The sequence below is a fragment of the Quyinboa mangrovi genome, from assembly GCF_042219825.1.
GTDB lineage: Bacteria > Bacteroidota > Bacteroidia > Bacteroidales > UBA5342 > JBHJHP01.
Genome location: NZ_JBHJHQ010000004.1, coordinates 620,048 through 638,465, shown reverse-complemented (window position 1 = coordinate 638,465; position 18,418 = coordinate 620,048). Strand labels below are relative to the sequence as shown.

The following is an 18,418-nucleotide window of genomic DNA, read 5'->3' as shown; positions in this document are numbered from 1 at the left end:
AATTTGAGCCGCAAAGGTAAGCTTATTATTTGAACCTGCAACAGTTTATTTTTTAAGACTTAAGATTAAAGAAACAAGACACTGGATTATATGATTCACTGGAAATTTATTCTCTGGTAAAGACACGTTTAACGCGCTGCGAAATACTGGTAATCACTTCATAAGGTATGGTTTGCATCCAGTCTGCCACCGTATTAATATGCGGATCATCACCAAAAAGAATGACTTCATCACCTGGTTTTACGTTGAGTCCGGTAACATCCAACATGCTTAAATCCATACAAATATTGCCTACATACGGAACCTTATTCCCGTTAATGACCGCATATCCTCTCCCATTCCCAAGCAAACGTGCCAGACCATCAGCATAACCAACCGGAATAACCGCAATTTCTGAATCGCGAGACAGAACGCCTTTTCTTCCGTACCCAACTGTTTCAGTTTTGGGAACGGCTTTTACCGCAGATACCATGGTTTTAAAAGTTCCAACCGGCTTCAGCTCATCATTTCCGGCTGCAGTTACACCATACATTCCGATCCCGAGTCTTACCATATCGAACTGATATTCAAAAAATCGTTCTGTACCAGCAGAATTCAAAATATGCTTTAAGAATCCGTAACCAATACCATCTTCTATTTTCTCTGAATATTGTTTAAACAAATTAATTTGTTCCAACGTAAAAGCGTCCTTATCGGGTTCATCTGCAGCAGCCAAATGACTGAAAACGGAATGTACTTTTATATAACTCTGTTCGTTTAATATACTAATCAGTTTTTCAATATCTTCCGGTAAAAACCCCATCCTGTGCATCCCGGTATCCAGCTTAACATGAACAGGATAATTCATTTCGCCTAATGCTTTTGCCTCATTGATCAGAGTTTCCAGAATTTCGAAAGAATACACTTCGGGTTCCAGATGGTATTTAAAAAGTATATCAAGACTTTGCATTTCAGGCGCCATAACCACAATAGGTAATGTAACTCCTGCGTTTCGCAATTCCACGCCTTCATCAGCAACGGCAACAGCCAGGTAATTAACACCATGGAATTGTAGGTGACGTGCTACCTCAAACGAACCGGAACCATATGCAAAGGCTTTAACCATAGCCATTATCCTTGTCTCCGGTTTTAATAATCGTTTGAAAACAGTAATATTCTGAACAAGGCGGTTCAGGTTGATTTCCAGTGTTGTCTTATGTACTTTATAAGCCAGATGCTCCGCCACGGTCTCAAATTCAAAACGTCTGGCACCTTTAATAAGAATGGCCTCACCACTAAACTGGTACTGTTCAATATCTTTGAGAAAGTCTCCGGTAGATTTATAAAAATGGCCTGGAATCGAAAATAATCCGGAATGATCCGAAATGGATTCTCCCACACCAATCAACAGGTCTATGCCTTTCTCAACCAATAACTTATTGACCTCATCATACAAATCTTCCGGTTGCTTACCTGACTGAATAATATCAGACAGGATCACCCTTTTAAGGCGATTTCCACTCCCAGCCTGTTGCAGCAGAAAATCCAAAGCAATGGCCAGCGATCCAATATCTGAATTATAAGAATCGTTAATCAGGATAGAATTGTTAACCCCCTGTTTCAACTCCATACGCATAGCTACCGGTTCAAGACGTAAAAATGCATCATTGAACTCCTTCGGGTCATAGCCGGAAGCGTGAATCGTAAAAAAACATGTGATGGCATTTTCAATAGATGCCTTGTCTGTATAAGGAATTACAATTTCGTGATTAAGCCTGCCTTTAAAGTTTAAAACCGACTTGCTATCTATGGTCCGAACCGAAACAGAAGCTCCGTAACTACTGTGATAAGACCATGCATAATACCCTGTAAAATTATTAAGCAACAACTTCTGAAGCGGCACACCATCGGCAGGTACAACCTTTACTTCCGCATGTCTGAAAAGCACCAGTTTCTCACGGGTTTTCTCTTCATAAGATCCAAAATTTTCCTGGTGCGGCTCGCCAATATTCGTAAGCACTGCCACATCGGGCGCAATAATTTCTTCCAGCCGCTCCATCTCACCAGGCTGAGAAATACCTGCTTCAATAATGTTAATATCGCTCCCCTGTTCCGCATTGATAAGCGAAAGCGCCACTCCAAGCTGGGAGTTATAACTTCTTGGTGATCTGTACACGTTATATTTTGTGCTCAACAGCTGGAACAGCCATTCTTTTACCACCGTTTTACCGTTGCTTCCGGTTATGGCGATAACCTTTCCATGAAGTTGTTTTCGCTGATATAAAGCGATATCCTGTAAAGCTTTCAGGGTATCCTCCACCAACAAATATGTAATATTCTTAACTAATGGCTTTTCAGAAACAACGAACAAAGTCACTCCTTTTTCCAACAGATCCGGAAGATATTTATGTCCGTTATTTTTGCTGGTTTTCAAGGCAAAAAACAGTGCACCGGCTGTATTACTTACAATCCTGCTGTCCGTAAGAACTGAGGTAACCTTGGCAGCAGCATCTCCATAAATTTCACCACCTGTAATTTGTGCAATATCTTTTATTGAAAGGTTGATCATGCCTGTGATAAACGTTCGTTCAAGATACGTTTTTCTGCGTAAAAATCAAGATGCGGAAAATGGTTTTCCAGATCGTGTGCCTTTTGTAACACATTTTCCAGAAACGTTATATAAGTTTCACTGTTAGGATTAAATGGTTTGTGTTCAACGGCTTTAACAATCTCTTCAACCTTTTTCACCACCTGTCGAGCATCGCGGCTCAGCCACTTATCAGAAAAACGTTGCCAGATATATTCCACGGTTTGATCGTTCATATGCAGCATATCGGATGCATAAAACCTGTAATCCCTCAGTTCATCCATCACCAGCTCGTATGACGGAAAATAACTTGCCGAATCGAACCATTCGCAAAGTTGTTCTACAGCCAGTAACAAAACTGCTTTACTGAGTTGATTCCCATGTGCCCCATCTTTCCAGTGGCGAACCGGACTAACAGTAAACACCACTTTTAATGCCGGATTAAACACATTAAGTTTTACCAACAAATCCTTGTACTGAGCCACTATTTCTTCCTGGTTCAAGCGATAGCGGTTAAATTGTGATGCGGGAATTTTGTGGCAGTTTGAAACCACCAATCCGGTTTGCTGATGTTCAAATACCCACGATGTTCCAAAGGTTATGAATAAGCATTCTGCGCTTTTAAGAAACTCCGATGCCCTCAGGCGCTTTTCCTCTGTTTTTTGCAGGCAGGCTTCTTTGGTTTCAGCAGAAAATATACTGTGATGGTAAAAACTGTGCCACATCCCATCGTGTTCAATCAATGCGGATTCTGGTAGCGGATCGTCGGAAATCATGAACCCAAGAGCACTCGCAACAGAATACGGATTATATATAACACCAAACGGATTAATAACGGAAGGAAACTTACTTTTCACAAAACGTTCACCCACACTGGTTGCAAAGCATGATCCCATAAACATTACCGGATGATAATGTTCAAGCCGCTGAAACGGCTCAGGAATGGTGACTTTTGTGAGCAGTTCCATTATTCTACATTTCCAATCACCTTCATCAGCTCATCCAGATTTGGGGTAAGTATAATCTCGGTGCGTCTGTTTTTCTGACGGGCTTCAGGAGTGTTGGCCGAATCAAGTGGTACATATTTACTGCGCCCTGCAGCAGTTATATTTTTAGGATCAATACCAGGATTTTTAAGCAGGATACGAACAATGGCAGTAGCTCGTTTCACACTCAGGTCCCAGTTATCCAAAATCTGTCCTGTTCCGTTATATGGTACATCATCAGTATGGCCTTCAATCATCACCCTGATGTCAGGATTATTTGCCAACACTTCTGCAAGCTTATTCAAAGCTGCCACACCATTTGGATCCACATCCCACTTACCTGACTGGAATAACAGTTTTTCATCGAGGGACACGTATAACAATCCATCTTTCATGTGTACCTGAAGACCTTTACCGTGGTAGCCCTTTAATGCTTCCATGACTCTACTCTGCAGACTGTTCATGATAGAATCCTTCTGATGCAGAATGCGCTCCATTTCAAGAATACGCGCATTTCTGGCTTCAATATCTTTCTGAGCCTGTTCCAGATTAGCCACCGCATTTTCAAGGTTCTTCCGCTTTTCAGAAAGCGCCTGCTGTGTGGAATTCAATGCATCTTCCCTAGCCTGAAGATCGTTCTGCAAATTTTGCAACTGTTTCAGTAACTGGGTCATTTCGGCAGTATTTCCTGATGAGGACGACTCATACGCGCTAATCAGGTCATCATATTGTTTCCTGCTCTGATCCAGGCTGTATTGCAGATCGTGAACATTTTTAGCTAATCGCAATGTATCAGCGACCAGCAGATCCACTTCATTTGTCAGACTGGCATTCTGAGCATTCAGTTCTTTATTGGCTACAGTCATTTCCCTGTTTTCACGGTTCAAACGACTGTTTTGAGCAGCAAAGTTTTTGTTCTGCTCTTCCATGTCCTTGAATGATTTCAACGGGATACAACTGCTGATCAGTATTGTAGCAGTAAAAAATAAAATTACGTTACGAAGTTTCATCAGTTTTGAGTTTTGATTTACAAATTAACTAAAATAACGATGCAGGGCCCGAATTTAGTGTGTTCAAACTATGACCAAATTATTAACAAAGTCACTAGCTGTGAGTAATAAGTAATAAGTTGTAAGTAATAAGTTGTAAGTAATATGTTGTAAGTTGTAAGTTGTAAGTAAAAGTGATAAGTTATACCGTCTTGATTCTTGTCTTGTATCTTGATTCTATTATAAAACTATCGCCTTATAATGTCCGGGGGTAACTTCAGAATTCAAAACCATAATCCCCATATGAAATAGATTAAAGGAAACGCGTACCGAAGAATGACCTTTTATCCTCAACCAGCTATCATACATATCGTGCGACCAGTAAATATCATCAGCAACAACCATACAATTTTCAGTACAGTATGGCAGAATCTGTTCAAAATAACGTTCAAGAGCCTCACCGGTATGGTTCCCGTCAATAAATACAAAATCAACATTTTTAAGTAGCTTTAATGCTGGCAGAAGTTTATTATCAAACGTATCTTCAATAAGTGTAATATTTGTTAGGTTCAGTTTTTTCCAAAGATCAGCAGCTTCTTTTGCACAGGCATGGCAGGCTTCGATGGTTACCACCTGTGCCTTAGGATTTGCTGAAGCAAGATATGCAGTTGTCAGGCCCAGTGAAGTTCCCAGTTCCAGTATGGTTGAAGATTTCATGTGGTTGACCAAACGAAACAACATTTCCTGCTGCCCCGTGGATTTTACAGATTTGAATACGACCTCACAAACAGGGCACAAATATCTGCTGTAGCCACCGGCACCAAAATCCTCGACCTCAATCTCCCGCTTTATCCTCAGCATCCTGTTTTTCTCCTTTCTGAGATCCAGAAATGAATAAAACGAATGATCACCATGAATAGCTTCTTTCAGCAGATTGTATGCAAATGGAGACTGCACACCGAAACCTTTGTTGTTCCGAATGGCAGTGATAAGATGTATTATAAAAGATCGAATTCTGAAAGAGGTGTTTCCCATTAAGTTTGATCTTTAATAATTGTGACAACTACAGACCGTTTATCACGTGGTCCGTCAAATTCACACAGAAAAATATTCTGCCAGATAGAAAGCCCCATCCTGCCGTTTATAAGAGGAATTGTCTCTGAAGGACTAACCAATCCTGCTTTTAAATGAGAGTCCCCGTTGTTGTCCTGCGCGTCGTGTTCCCAAACGCCATGTGGTATTAATTTACGCAATAAAGTTACGACATCATTTTGTACAGAATCGTCCCAGTTTTCCTGGATCATAATACCAGCTGTAGCTCCCTGAACATAGACAGAAACCAATCCTTGCTCAACGTCCGACTGACGGACAATCTCTTCCACCTGACGGGTAATGTCAAACAGTCCCTCGTGCACATTGGTAGATATGGTAAATAATTGCTGCATACCTGTTTAGTGAACACAAAGATAAACATGTCAGTGATATTAACAACACTGACAGCCATATCGTCATTTAATCCGTGGAATCATGGTTCCGCGAATTAATACAATGAAACCGAAACTATTAAATGGATTATGAAAACTTACTTTACCACTGAAACCCTTACTGCATTGAGCCCCTTGAGCCCTTTTTCTACTTCGAAAGTAACAACATTGCCTTCCTTAATCTCTTCATTCAGGTTATTGGCATGAACAAAAATTTTCTCCTGTGTCTCCTTATCCTTTAAAAAGCCATAACCTTTGGAATCATTAAAAAAGATAACAATACCCTTGCGAACGGGATCAGGACGATTCGACTCATCCATCTTTGGCGTACTTATCTCAATATCGTCCAGTTCTACTTCGGTCTTTTTATCCGGATCAGGTGGTGTGGACGTAATTTGTCCGTTCTCATCCACATAGGCAATCATATCATCAAGACTGTTTTTCTTATCACCTTCTTTTCTGGCCAGTCTCTTTTTTTCTTTGTCTTTTCTTTTCTTTTCTTTTTTGTTTCTGACTTCTTTTTTATTAAAGGTTTCCTGTGATCTTCCCATAAATAATTTTTAAAATGATTATTGATTTAAACTTTTTCTGTTTTTAAATTCTGCTATTAAATCTTCAAATACCTGCTTAACAGTTGATATGCGGTCTACTTTTTCGGCATTAGCACCGGTAAAAGCAAATCCGTCTTTCATATTTCCATGATACGCTGCCAAAAGAGCGTCTGCAATACAGTATGATGTTGTTTTAGGATCGCAGGTTTTGATGCAATTATATTTGCATGATTTTGGCCTGCGCAACCCTGCATATGCATCATCAAGAAAATTGTTATTAATTGTGCGTCCCGGCAAGCCTACCGGACTTTTAATGATCCGGATATCCGCTTCCCTTGCGTTAATAAATGTATTTTTAAAATCAATGGATGCATCGCACTCCTCAGTGGCAACAAATCTTGTTCCCAACTGAACGGCAGAAGCACCTCTTTCCATGATTTGATACATATCTTCGCCTGAATAAATGCCTCCGGCCGCTATAACCGGAATATCCACATTATATTTTTCCTTCATGTCCCGGGTTACAACCAACACATCTGACACCAGGTTTTCAAGGGACTGGTTTTCATCGCTGATAACATCAGGTTTAAACCCAAGATGTCCTCCTGCCTTTGGCCCCTCCACAACAAGAGCATCAGGGAGGTAATCGTAATTCTGCTTCCATTTTGAGCACAAAATAGATGCTGCACGTCCCGAAGATACGATTGGCACCAGTTTGGTTTTAATTCCTTCACCGAGGTATTTGGGAAGATCAAGTGGTAAACCTGCGCCAGAAAAAATAATATCAATCCCCTCCTCAATGGAAGTTCGTACCATATCAGAAAAGTTTGTGATCACCGACATGATATTTACCCCAAGTATTCCCCTGGTCTTCTCCCTTGCTTTTTGTATCTCTTTCCGTATGGCTTCAATATGTTTATTTTTAAGGTTAAAACTGCTACTGTCTTCAATAAATCCAATACCAACAGTAGAAATCACACCAACACCACCCATATTTGCCACCGCAGATGCCAGGCCGGATAAAGAAATACCAATACCCATTCCGCCCTGAATGATTGGAATGGGTATTCTTAAATCTCCTATATTAAATGCTTTCAACGTAATCTTAATTAGCCGATCTTACATTTAACGCTACAAGGCCTTTTTCGCCCCGTTTTGTATCAAAAGTTACTTCCTGTTCATTCTGTAAACCACTATATGGACTATCAAGACCTGAGCGATGTACAAAAATGTCACCATCATTTTCAGACTCGATGAATCCAAAACCTTTGATATCATCGTACCATTTTACTTTTCCTTTCTGCATAATTATCAATTCTTAAAAACTTGTTTTCTTTGGTTTTGCTTCATTTACAATCAAATCTCTGGCCTTGAATGAAGAGCCATTTAAACCATCAATTGCTTTTTTAGCTTCTTCATCGTCTTCCATGGTCACAAAGCCAAAACCTTTGCTCCTGCCACTATACTTGTCTATAATAACTTTCGCTTCACTTACCGATCCAAAGTCATTAAATAACTGTTCTAAATCATACTCATTAACCTTAAAATCAAGGTTCCCAACATAAATATTCATTTTTTCTCTTTTAAATGTGTAACCTGATACCAGATCAGAAAAATGGCATACGCTAAAGCTAAAATATCCTGCTTTGTTCAGATTGAAACAGCATAACCAATAATATATGTCTGATATCAAAACTAATAAGGATTCAAAAAGGTGAACTGAAATTGACTAAGAGCTAAATGGAAATTAGAAAATGAAAGCACAAATTTTCAAACCTGAAATCGCAACAAATGTACATTTAATATTTAAGGTGTGTATTATTTATTGCTGTTTTTTAACTTAATATCTGATTTACAGCACATAACTGGATATAAGCCCCCTTTTACATTGCTAATTTTATTATTTTGCAGCATGAATTATATAGATATCAACCGAAAATTATGGAATGAACGAACCAAAGTTCATTTCGGATCAGCGTTCTACGACAATGAATCATTTCTGCAGGGTAGAAATAGCCTGAACTGCATTGAGCTTGATTTGCTTGGTGATATTACCGGAAAAAAAATTTTGCATTTGCAATGCCATTTCGGACAGGATACATTGTCACTTGCTAGGATGGGCGCTAATGTAACCGGTGTTGATTTATCGGACGTGGCCATTGAGAAAGCAAGAGAACTGAGCAAGAGCACCAATTTAAGAGCCAAATTTATTCGTTGTGATATTTACGATCTTCCCAAACACCTTAACAAAACTTTCGATATTGTATTTACCAGTTACGGCACCATTGGATGGTTGCCTGATATTGAGCGTTGGGCCGGAATTATAAATCGCTACCTCAAACCTGGAGGGTCTTTCATATTGGCAGAATTCCATCCGGTAGTATGGATGTTCAGTTATGATTTTAAGTCGGTAGAATATGGTTATTTTAATACCGGTTCTATTGTTGAAACCGAAAAAGGATCGTATACCGACGGCAGTGAAACCCTTGAACTAGAATCAGTTTCGTGGAACCATACTCTTTCTGATATATTTACAGCTTTAAAACAAAATGGCATATCAATAGAAATTTTCAGAGAATTCGATTACTCGCCCTATGATTGTTTTCAAAATACGGTTGAAACCGAACCCGGAAAGTTTAAGATCCGGGGACTTGAGGGTAAACTACCGATGATTTATGCGCTAAAGGGTGTCAAATAAAAAACATAAAAAAGCCGTCTGAAAATTCAGACGGCTTTAATTTTTTAAGAGTGTTGGAATTAACGGCGAATTCCAAGTTCTTTGATAATTGCGCGGTAACGTTCAATATCTTTTGATTTTAAGTAATCAAGCAGACGACGACGTTTACCAACGAGTTTTTTCAAAGAACGTTCAGTAGCAAAGTCTTTTTTATTGATCTTTAAATGTTCTGTTAAGTGGGAAATACGGTATGAAAATAATGCTATCTGCGCCTCTGGGCTGCCAGTATCAGAATTAGACTTTCCGTGAGTCCCGAAGATCTCTTGCTTTTTCTCTGGTGTCAAATAACTCATAATTAATTATTTATTTAATCGGAGCGCAAAATAACACATTTTTTCTGTGATTCCCAAACATTTACACTTCAATATCTTCAAAAAATTGTTTTATCCCTTCTTAAAAATAGATTAGCACGCATTCCATAAATAACAATCTGGCTTTTCTATCTTTTCACTTCTTTTAATTCTATTCCTTTAAGTCCTAAATAGGCCAGGTGCAGCAGGATAATTCCCACACCTACAAAACTGGGATAGCTCCATGGCCAGGCAGTAAAGCTTGAAGGTAAAAAGCCTATATCCAATGGATTATGCTTACCCAGATGCATATAGTTAGCGCCGGTTGCCCAATCCAGGAAAAAGATGAACAACGCATATCCTGCCAGACTGGCAATTGAGACCAGAAATTCCCTGTAGCTGTGTTTAAATTCCAAACCTATTTGCATAAAAATCGGGATAATGAAAAGGAAATAATGCCTGATGAGATAATGAATAAACGGGAAACTCATTGGAGCATCATGTATAAAACTTGGATTCACAAAAGATATAAACCCTGCGCATAATGACCAATAGGAAAAGAAGCGGAATAAACCATATTTCCGGGTTAGGATCAGAACAGGCATCAGAATGGATAACGAAGCACAAAGATGCAGTGGGAATCGTTCAAAATACGGTTCTACTTTAAAAGCCCAGATTAGCGTCCAGTAAAGCATTTCAATAAGCATGTAACCCATAATAAACCTTACCATAAACCTGCGGTTTCCGGCTAGTCTCCTTATTCCCTTTTTATTCAGCATCATTAATAAAACCAAAACAACGACACCAGCCAGGGTCAGCAAATGAATTTTTCCATACATTGGAATCAGAATATCACTATGTTCTGCCGGATTAAAAAAGCTTTGCATACGACTTGTATTAGATTAAAATAGCCTCACAATATAATGATTATATGAATACCTTCCGTGTAGCTATCTGATTTACTGCATCTTTTGCTCAAAACAGATACTTAGCAACACAAAATTATTCCAAAACTTTCAACATATCCTCTTTGCCGTATTTTCCATATTTAATGCATGATATAAAATTGATTTACAGATCTATAACAAATTTTTAACTGTAATTCATACTCTAAATTTAGCCATATGGGTTTTTCATATTAAATTTGCACCTGATTTGCTATTAGAGAGAAAGGAACAACACTATGAATATTGTAATTGCAGGAGCCGGACAAGTAGGTACTCACCTTGCAAAAATGTTATCCACAGAACGTCATGACATCGTTCTTTTGGATCAGAAAGAAGAACATTTAAAACCACTGGATGCCAATTTCGACCTCATGACACATGCAGGTAGTCCGGTATCAATTTACGATTTAAAAGACAGCAACATAAAAAATGCTGATCTTTTTATCGCGGTAACACCATATGAATCTGAAAATATAACTTCCTGTATTCTGGCAAAAGACCTTGGTGCAAAAATGACGGTTGCCAGAATTGACAACAATGATTATGTACAGCCTGAAAATATAGAACGCTTCAAACGTTTTGGCGTTGATTCACTCATTTATCCTGAGATGCTGGCAGCACGCGAGATTGTGCAGTCATTGCGTATGCCGGGCATTCGTCAGTTGTTTGATTTTTCTGATGGGGAACTGATTCTAATCGGACTTAAGATTCGGGGAAATGCACCGATTGTAAATAAACCACTTGCTTATCTTGATGCACGTGATGAGAATTACCGGATCCTGGCTATCACGAGAGGTTATGACACCATTATACCAACCGGAGATGATGAGATAGAAGACGGCGACATTGTTTATTTTATTACGACAAAAGCACAACTTCCGGTTGTAAAAGAACGTGCCGGTAAAAAGAATTTCGATGTAAGAAATGTGATGATCATGGGAGGATCACGCATCGGAATTAAAACGGCGCAGTTTGTTCCCGACTATTACAATGTAAAAATTGTGGAAATTGATAAAGCCCGCAGTTTTAAAATTGTGGATAAACTGGACAGAGCGCTTGTGATAAATGGCGACGGACGCGACATGGACCTTCTAAGGGAAGAAGGGATAGATAAAATGGATGCATTTGTAGCGCTAACAGGAAATGCGGAAACCAATATTCTGTCATGTATGCTTGCAAAACAAATGGGCGTTAAAAAGACGGTTGCCGAAGTAGAAAACATTGATTATTTTGGATTAGCTGAAAACTTCGGCGTAGGAACAATTATCAATAAAAAGCGTATTGCCGCTAGCCATATATACCAGCTTACATTGAATGCTGAGGTATCTCATGTTAAATGTCTCACAGCATCCGATGCCGAAGTTATGGAATTAGTGGCTACAGATGGTTCAAAAATAACACGGGGTAAATTAAATGAAATGAAACTTCCACGCGATGTAAATATCGGGGCCGTTATTCGAAACGGAGAGATTTTTATTGCACATGGAGATCTTCAGATTCTGACCGGTGATCAGGTAATTGTTTTCTGTCTGCCATCCGGTATCAGAAAAATTGAAAAACTTTTCTAATCCATACTGGCCTGATGATAAATTACAAGTTGATTTTCCGGGTTCTTGGTCTACTTTTGGTGGTAGAAGCATTTTTTATGTTTGTTACCGCAGGAGTGGCACTGTTTTATAAGGAACCGGATATCACTTCTCATATTAAGGCGGCTATTATAACCGGTGGGACGGGAATAATTTTTGGTATCCTGGGGAGACATGCAGGAAAAAAAATCGGTAAGCGGGAAGGTTATATCATTGTAAGTCTTGTATGGATCGTTTTTTCATTTTTTGGTCTTCTCCCATTCTACATTGGCGGTTACATCCCTTCTTTTACTGACAGTTTTTTCGAAACCATGTCAGGTTTTACCACTACCGGATCTTCCATATTAAACGACATTGAAGCCCTGCCACATGGCATCCTTTTTTGGCGAAGTATTATTCAGTGGCTGGGCGGTATGGGAATTATAGTGTTATCACTTGCGGTACTTCCTTTTCTCGGAGTTGGCGGAATGCAGCTTTTTGCTGCAGAAGTTCCGGGTCCAACTCCCGACAAGCTGCATCCTAAGATTACATCAACAGCTAAAAGACTGTGGGGAATTTATCTGGCATTAACCATTGCAGAGACAGTACTTCTGGCATTTGGAGGAATGGATGTTTTCGATTCTGTTTGTCATTCCTTTACAACAATGGCAACGGGCGGCTATTCAACCAAACAGGCCAGTATAGCATATTGGGAATCACCATATATTCAATACGTTATTACTCTCTTCATGTTCCTTGCAGGAACCAATTTCACCCTTACATATTTTGCCATAAAACTGAAACCGAAAAAGGTCTTTAAGAATGAAGAATTCCGGTTCTATCTTGGTTTTGTGATCCTTTTTACACTCGTTATCGGTGCAGGTTTAATGTATAAGCACGGACTTGGTTTAGAACGGGCATTCAGGGATTCGCTTTTTCAGGTGGTTTCTATCATAACAACCACTGGTTATGCTACAGCAGATTACCTGACATGGTTTCCATTGCTTTCGATCCTGATATTTATTCTGATGTTCTTTGGAGGAAGTGCCGGGTCAACAGGTGGTGGCATAAAAATCGTACGTATTGTCATGCTGATTAAAAACAGTTCATACGAATTAAAAAGGTTGATTCATCCCAACGCAATTATTCCGGCAAGATATAATTCAAGGGTGGTGGCACCTGAAATTGTAACCAATGTACTGGCGTTTTTCGTATTCTACGTGATAAGTATTATTGTTAGTATCGTCGTACTTTCTGCTCTGGGAATTGATTTTGAAACCAGTGTTGGCGCTGTGGTAACCTGTATCGGAAACATTGGTCCTGGTATCGGGGATGTTGGACCGGCTGCTAATTTTGCCTATATTCCTGACTTTGGAAAATGGTACCTCTCTTTCCTTATGCTTCTTGGACGTTTGGAACTCTTTACAATAATTGTAATGTTCAGTGCAGCTTTCTGGAAAAAATAGCACTTTAAGATATAAGACACAAGACATAAGAATCAACATTTCATGCTATAACTCCCAACTTGTAACTTGTAACTCGCAACTTTCAACCTATTTGTCTTTTACCTTTCTCAATACTGAGCCTTACTCTTTTAAGCCTTACCATAAGTCCGGGCGAACAACCTTTTTCCATATTGGCATCGATAACAGACAGTAATTCATTTTTAAATTCAGGCATCAGGAGATAAATGTTATAGAGATATTCCAGGGAATGGACCCGGATTGCTGTTGGTATATCATTGGTCATCAACCATGTCATGCATTTATCAATCAGATAACCACCTTCCTCTTCCAACACAGGACAACGCAATACAAATTTCATCAGATGCCTTATTGTGCCGTCAATCTCTTCACCGGATTCATTCAATTCCTTATAAACTTCCGGCAAAATTGGGTCTAGTAATTCAGAATGATCTTCTGTTGCATGGTCCAGTACCCATGCTGAACGCCACGAAAGTTTTGGTTCCCGTCGTTTAACAAATACCCATAACTGATTGAATAATTGAGGATCATCAACAGCTCTTTTGCTGAGTTCAGGAACAGCGGACAGAATCAGGTCCGTTTTCATGAAATCTTCAAGCCGATCCAACTCAGAAGTCATTGGCAAAAGCTTTTAAACGTTTCTCCAAATCTTCAAACTGATCTTCCGTAACAAAAGCCGTACAGGCCCTTATACCCTGTTGTCTGCTTCCGGTTGTATCCAGAGAAATGGAACTGATTCCGTAGTAGATCAGCTTATGAGCCAGCTCTCCACCTGTCATATTTTTATATCCAATCGTAAAGTAAAAGCCATCAGCCAGTTCCTGGTCCAAATCTTTATCATAAACCAGATGAAATCCATTATCCAGAAACATTTTTTTCATCACCCCTGCCCTTTTACCGTATACCTTCACATCATCCAGAAATCTGAAACGACCCTCATTAGCCGCTTTCAGCATAGCCGTTAAACCATACTGAGCCGAATGTGATGTTCCGGCAGTCAGTGCATACAGGATACGCGTTACATACGTTGCACCAAATGAGGCTACGCCGTAACGCTCATTCAGCAACTTATATTTGCGCTCATACAACAGATCTGATATAGCCGTAAGCGCCACACGTTGCCCGGCATAACTGAATACTTTTGAGCTGGACATATGAATGATATAGTTTGACGTATATTTAGCGACAGTTAACTGATATGGGGGTTCATACGGATTGCCCAGGTCTTTTCTGAAATCCATTCCAAAATAAGCGAGATCCTCTATAATTATGACATTGTACTCATCCGCTTTTTTTGCAATGATCCGGAGTTCATCCTCTGTAAAACATATCCACGACGGATTATTCGGATTGGAATAGATGATACAGGCAACTTTGCCATCGCGCAACATATCATCCAGCTTATCAGCAAGATATTTCCCACGGTACCGGTACACATCAAACGTGCGGTATTTAATGCCCATCACCTGAAGTTGTTGCTTCTGGACAGGAAATCCGGGATCAATAAACAATACATGATCCTTGTCAGGCATTGCCTGAGTTGCAGTCATAAATGAAATATAGGTTCCCTGCATAGTACCCACAACCGGTACAATATGATTAGGTGAAATAACCACATCCAGAAATGCTTCAAAAAACCGCGAAGCTTCCTTTTTCAGTTCAGGATGTCCCTCCAGCATTGGGTATTTCGATGCCACTCCATTTTTCAGAGCTTCTATCTCCGCATTAATACCAATCTCAGGTGGTGGCAGGCTTGGAACGCCCATTTCCATACGAACATATTTTTCACCGGTAAAGGTCTCTGTCTTATTAACCAGCGAAACGATTTCACGAATAGTTGCCTTACCTAAATCTTTTATTGCAAGTTCATCTGCTATTTCTTCAATGGTTTCCTGTGGTATTAAGCTGTGTGTCATTATTATTTTTTTGGTCATTAAAAATACAAAACGCGGATAGATAACCTAATGATAATTGTTATAAAAACTGAATTCAATTTAATATTACTAATCCAGGATAAAATCCTTAATTTTGATAGTGTCAAAAAACCCTCACGCCATGAAAAGACTTTTATTCATAACATTAATCGTAATCGCATTAATATCAATTTCCTGTGAAAATCAAACCAATGAAAAACCCGCTAATATTGAATTTATTTCAGTTCAGCCGGGCGGATGCAATCTCCGGAATTTAGGTGCAGATATTAAAAGCACATTGATGGAAGAACCTGACACACTTCACTTTTCACTTATCGGGGACACGTTACATGCCTTTGTCGGCATAAACTATATTTGTTGCGCCCCGTTTATCACAGAGGCAGAATTCAATAACGACACGATATTCATCAGCATTACTGACACCTGTGACCTTGCCGAGGGAAATTGTTACTGCCGCTGCAGGTGCTATTATACCTGGGAATTTGAATTCAAAGGTTTTGAACCCAAAACATATAATTATCTCATAACATTATATAATCCCGTTCCTGAAGAAACCCTTATCTTCAGAAAGGGATCTGTTTATCTGAATTAACCTGAATTACTCTACCAGCGTTTTAAGGAAACTCCGAACAGCATTATAATTATCCACTTTGTATTTGGCCTGCGTATTGACAATGCCAACTTTTATAGTGACCGCATTTTCCGGTAAACGTTCAAACAAATACTCATCTGTCCAGTCGTCACCTGCACCCAATATAAAATCGAATTCTTCCTGGGCATTAAACAATAACTTTTCCGCAGCACGTCCTTTATTTACCCCACTGTTTTTAATTTCAATTACTTTGCTTCCCTCCATAATTTCCAGACTCAGATTAGCGATCATACTGGTAAGTTCATCTTTTATCTCAAGAGCACGCATGGCTCCCAGCTCATGATCTGCTTTCCTGTAATGCCAAACCAGAGAATAATTCTTCTCTTCTATAAATGATCCCGGAGTTCTGTCCACATACAATTCCATGACCGGTCTGATAAAGGACTTCCAGTCGTTATCCATCTGTTCAATAATTTCCCAAACTCCACCTGGTTTTCTAATCCAAACACCATGCTCGGTTATCAAAGTATAATTATGGTTATCAAACCATTCTGTAAACACTTCCTTATCACGGCCACTGATCAGTACAACCTGGTTTTTAGGATCGGCTGCAAGTTTATCCAGAATTTCATAAACCTCTTTTTCAGGACTGGCCTGCCTTGGATTCTTCTTAAAACCTACAAGTGTACCGTCATAATCCAGAAATATGACGCGTTTCAAGGCTTTGTCATAGTCCTTTTTTATGGATTTAATAATAGGATCACTGAGTTTCTTAGCCAGGTATTTTTCCCTGTAATTTGCCGTGTCAATAAGCGATTCCAGAAAATCATTTGCCCAACGTTCCACATTATAACGTCTTAAACGTTCTTTCAGCATAATATTACGTTCAATCTGCTCTTCTTCAGGCATATTCAAAGCCTCATAAATGGTATCAGCTATCTGTTCAAAATTATTTGGGTTAATTATAAGGGCCTCACCAAGCTCCTTGGTAGCGCCGGCCATTTCACTTAGTATCAATACGCCTTTGTTATCCGTCCGGGTAGCAATATATTCTTTAGCCACAAGGTTCATTCCGTCCCTTACAGGCGTAATCAAAGCAATAGCACTTGAATTGTAAAGTTCTATAAGACTTTCAAAAGGAAATGAACGGTAAAAATACCAGATTGGAGTCCAGTTCACCTTTGAATACTTTCCGTTAATCCTTCCGACCAATTCATCAATTTCACTTTTCATTTCCTGATAATGTTCCACTTCAACCCTTGATGGAACAGCTAAAAGTATTAATGTGACCTTACCGGTATATTCAGGATGTTTCTCGAGAAACCTTTCAAATGCATGCAACCTGTTTGGTATACCTTTGGAGTAATCAAGTCTGTCAATGGAAAGTATAAGCTTTCGCCCCTGCTCCAGCAACAGGTATTTTTCCAGTTCCTGACGGATCTCTGTTTTATCATGAACCGATTTCATGATGCTACGTTCTGCGGCCTTACTGAATTTTTCAAAGTCAATTCCCATTGGAAAGGCGTCCACCTTGGTAATACGATCTCCCAGGTTTATCTGGTTCATTTGCACATCGTAGCCCAACAAACGTCTGACACAACTGGTAAAATGCCGCTGGTAGTCATACGTATGAAACCCTATAAGGTCAGCACCCAACATCCCTTCGATAAGATCTTCACGCCAGGGCAGAATCCTGAATATCTCATATGACGGGAAAGGTATATGAAGGAAGAAACCAATAGAAATATCGGGGCGCTTTTCTTTAATAATTTTTGGTAATAACATAAGGTGATAATCATGTACCCATACTTTATCTACCCCTTCAAGATTCTGCATAATTACATCCGCAAACTTTTGGTTTACATCTTTGTATGCATCCCAAAATTCCTGGTTGTATTCCGTATATTGGGCAAAGTAATGAAACAAAGGCCAGATCGTGCTGTTACTGAAACCGTCATAATAATCATCCATATCTTTCTGATCCAGATAAACAGGAATACAATTATCATACTTCAGAAGTTTCTCAATTTCAGCCTTTTGTTCAGGTGTTACATCTTCATTATTAAAACCCGGCCAGCCAATCCATTCACCTTCACTGGATTTATACACTGATTTCATCCCGGTTGCAAGTCCTCCAACACTCGGTTTTGTTGAAATTTTGTCCTCTTCGATTGTAATCTGACTAGGTAATCTGTTTGAAACAATTAATATTTTACTCATATATATGTAGTTGTATTTTTTTCTTTAAAATACGGGGATTCCTTGAAATACTAAAGGTTTTTGATTTATTTTA

General features: G+C 39.3%; 18 protein-coding genes. 4 read left to right on the top strand and 14 right to left on the bottom strand.

The annotated features are described in order from the left end of the window. Positions 1-106: 106 nt before the first annotated feature. The 9 genes from ACE1ET_RS11355 to ACE1ET_RS11315 form a co-directional block, all read right to left on the bottom strand. Positions 107-2,548: a bifunctional UDP-N-acetylmuramoyl-tripeptide:D-alanyl-D-alanine ligase/alanine racemase gene (locus ACE1ET_RS11355; RefSeq protein ID WP_375728526.1), complete on the bottom strand. Its 2,442-nt coding sequence runs from the start codon at positions 2,546-2,548 to the stop codon at positions 107-109. Next, a complete protein-coding gene (locus tag ACE1ET_RS11350; protein WP_375728525.1) occupies positions 2,545-3,534 on the bottom strand; it encodes a GSCFA domain-containing protein in 990 nt (329 codons plus the stop codon). Before ACE1ET_RS11350 ends, ACE1ET_RS11355 begins: the two co-directional genes overlap by 4 nt. Further along, positions 3,534-4,562, bottom strand: a complete 1,029-nt coding sequence (locus ACE1ET_RS11345; RefSeq protein ID WP_375728524.1) for an OmpA/MotB family protein — start codon at positions 4,560-4,562, stop codon at positions 3,534-3,536. The genes ACE1ET_RS11350 and ACE1ET_RS11345 overlap by 1 nt, the downstream gene beginning before the upstream one ends. Before the next feature lie 219 nt (positions 4,563-4,781). Further along, positions 4,782-5,576, bottom strand: a complete 795-nt coding sequence (locus ACE1ET_RS11340) for an O-methyltransferase (protein WP_375728523.1) — start codon at positions 5,574-5,576, stop codon at positions 4,782-4,784. Continuing rightward, the gene (locus tag ACE1ET_RS11335; protein WP_375728522.1) at positions 5,576-5,986 is read right to left on the bottom strand and encodes a secondary thiamine-phosphate synthase enzyme YjbQ; all 411 of its coding nucleotides are present in this window, start codon (positions 5,984-5,986) and stop codon (positions 5,576-5,578) included. The genes ACE1ET_RS11340 and ACE1ET_RS11335 overlap by 1 nt, the downstream gene beginning before the upstream one ends. A gap of 137 nt (positions 5,987-6,123) precedes the next feature. Then, positions 6,124-6,576 (bottom strand): cold-shock protein, encoded by a 453-nt coding sequence (locus ACE1ET_RS11330; protein WP_375728521.1) that lies wholly within the window; start codon positions 6,574-6,576, stop codon positions 6,124-6,126. Positions 6,577-6,594: 18 nt separating this feature from the next. Continuing rightward, on the bottom strand, positions 6,595-7,674 hold the full coding sequence (locus tag ACE1ET_RS11325; protein ID WP_375728520.1) for an NAD(P)H-dependent flavin oxidoreductase: 1,080 nt from the start codon (positions 7,672-7,674) through the stop codon (positions 6,595-6,597). 7 nt (positions 7,675-7,681) lie between these two features. Beyond that, positions 7,682-7,882, bottom strand: a complete 201-nt coding sequence (locus ACE1ET_RS11320) for a cold-shock protein (RefSeq protein ID WP_375728519.1) — start codon at positions 7,880-7,882, stop codon at positions 7,682-7,684. 12 nt (positions 7,883-7,894) lie between these two features. Continuing rightward, positions 7,895-8,149, bottom strand: coding sequence for an RNA recognition motif domain-containing protein (locus ACE1ET_RS11315; RefSeq protein ID WP_375728518.1), 255 nt, complete (start codon positions 8,147-8,149; stop codon positions 7,895-7,897). Positions 8,150-8,488: 339 nt separating this feature from the next. On the opposite strand from ACE1ET_RS11315, the gene ACE1ET_RS11310 reads away from it, so the two are divergent. Beyond that, positions 8,489-9,274 (top strand): class I SAM-dependent methyltransferase, encoded by a 786-nt coding sequence (locus tag ACE1ET_RS11310; RefSeq protein ID WP_375728517.1) that lies wholly within the window; start codon positions 8,489-8,491, stop codon positions 9,272-9,274. Between the two features lie 59 nt (positions 9,275-9,333). On the opposite strand, the gene rpsO is transcribed toward ACE1ET_RS11310, so the two are convergent. Both rpsO and ACE1ET_RS11300 read right to left on the bottom strand, forming a co-directional pair. After that, positions 9,334-9,606: a 30S ribosomal protein S15 gene (rpsO, locus tag ACE1ET_RS11305; RefSeq protein ID WP_375728516.1), complete on the bottom strand. Its 273-nt coding sequence runs from the start codon at positions 9,604-9,606 to the stop codon at positions 9,334-9,336. A 146-nt stretch (positions 9,607-9,752) separates the two neighbouring features. Next, positions 9,753-10,490, bottom strand: coding sequence for a YwaF family protein (locus ACE1ET_RS11300; protein ID WP_375728515.1), 738 nt, complete (start codon positions 10,488-10,490; stop codon positions 9,753-9,755). A gap of 296 nt (positions 10,491-10,786) precedes the next feature. Here ACE1ET_RS11300 and trkA point away from each other — a divergent pair, with 296 nt between their 5' ends. Next, complete coding sequence (gene trkA, locus ACE1ET_RS11295) at positions 10,787-12,118, top strand: Trk system potassium transporter TrkA (RefSeq protein WP_375728514.1); 1,332 nt, start codon at positions 10,787-10,789, stop codon at positions 12,116-12,118. 14 nt (positions 12,119-12,132) lie between these two features. Continuing rightward, positions 12,133-13,581, top strand: coding sequence for a TrkH family potassium uptake protein (locus ACE1ET_RS11290; protein WP_375728513.1), 1,449 nt, complete (start codon positions 12,133-12,135; stop codon positions 13,579-13,581). 82 nt (positions 13,582-13,663) lie between these two features. On the opposite strand, the gene ACE1ET_RS11285 is transcribed toward ACE1ET_RS11290, so the two are convergent. Both ACE1ET_RS11285 and ACE1ET_RS11280 read right to left on the bottom strand, forming a co-directional pair. Then, a complete protein-coding gene (locus ACE1ET_RS11285) occupies positions 13,664-14,218 on the bottom strand; it encodes a hypothetical protein (RefSeq protein WP_375728512.1) in 555 nt (184 codons plus the stop codon). After that, positions 14,208-15,515, bottom strand: a complete 1,308-nt coding sequence (locus tag ACE1ET_RS11280; RefSeq protein WP_375728511.1) for an aminotransferase class I/II-fold pyridoxal phosphate-dependent enzyme — start codon at positions 15,513-15,515, stop codon at positions 14,208-14,210. The genes ACE1ET_RS11285 and ACE1ET_RS11280 overlap by 11 nt, the downstream gene beginning before the upstream one ends. A 139-nt stretch (positions 15,516-15,654) precedes the next feature. Here ACE1ET_RS11280 and ACE1ET_RS11275 point away from each other — a divergent pair, with 139 nt between their 5' ends. After that, positions 15,655-16,125, top strand: a complete 471-nt coding sequence (locus ACE1ET_RS11275) for a hypothetical protein (RefSeq protein ID WP_375728510.1) — start codon at positions 15,655-15,657, stop codon at positions 16,123-16,125. A 6-nt stretch (positions 16,126-16,131) separates the two neighbouring features. On the opposite strand, the gene ACE1ET_RS11270 is transcribed toward ACE1ET_RS11275, so the two are convergent. After that, the gene (locus ACE1ET_RS11270) at positions 16,132-18,345 is read right to left on the bottom strand and encodes a bifunctional alpha,alpha-trehalose-phosphate synthase (UDP-forming)/trehalose-phosphatase (protein WP_375728509.1); all 2,214 of its coding nucleotides are present in this window, start codon (positions 18,343-18,345) and stop codon (positions 16,132-16,134) included. Between the last annotated feature and the right edge of the window lie 73 nt (positions 18,346-18,418).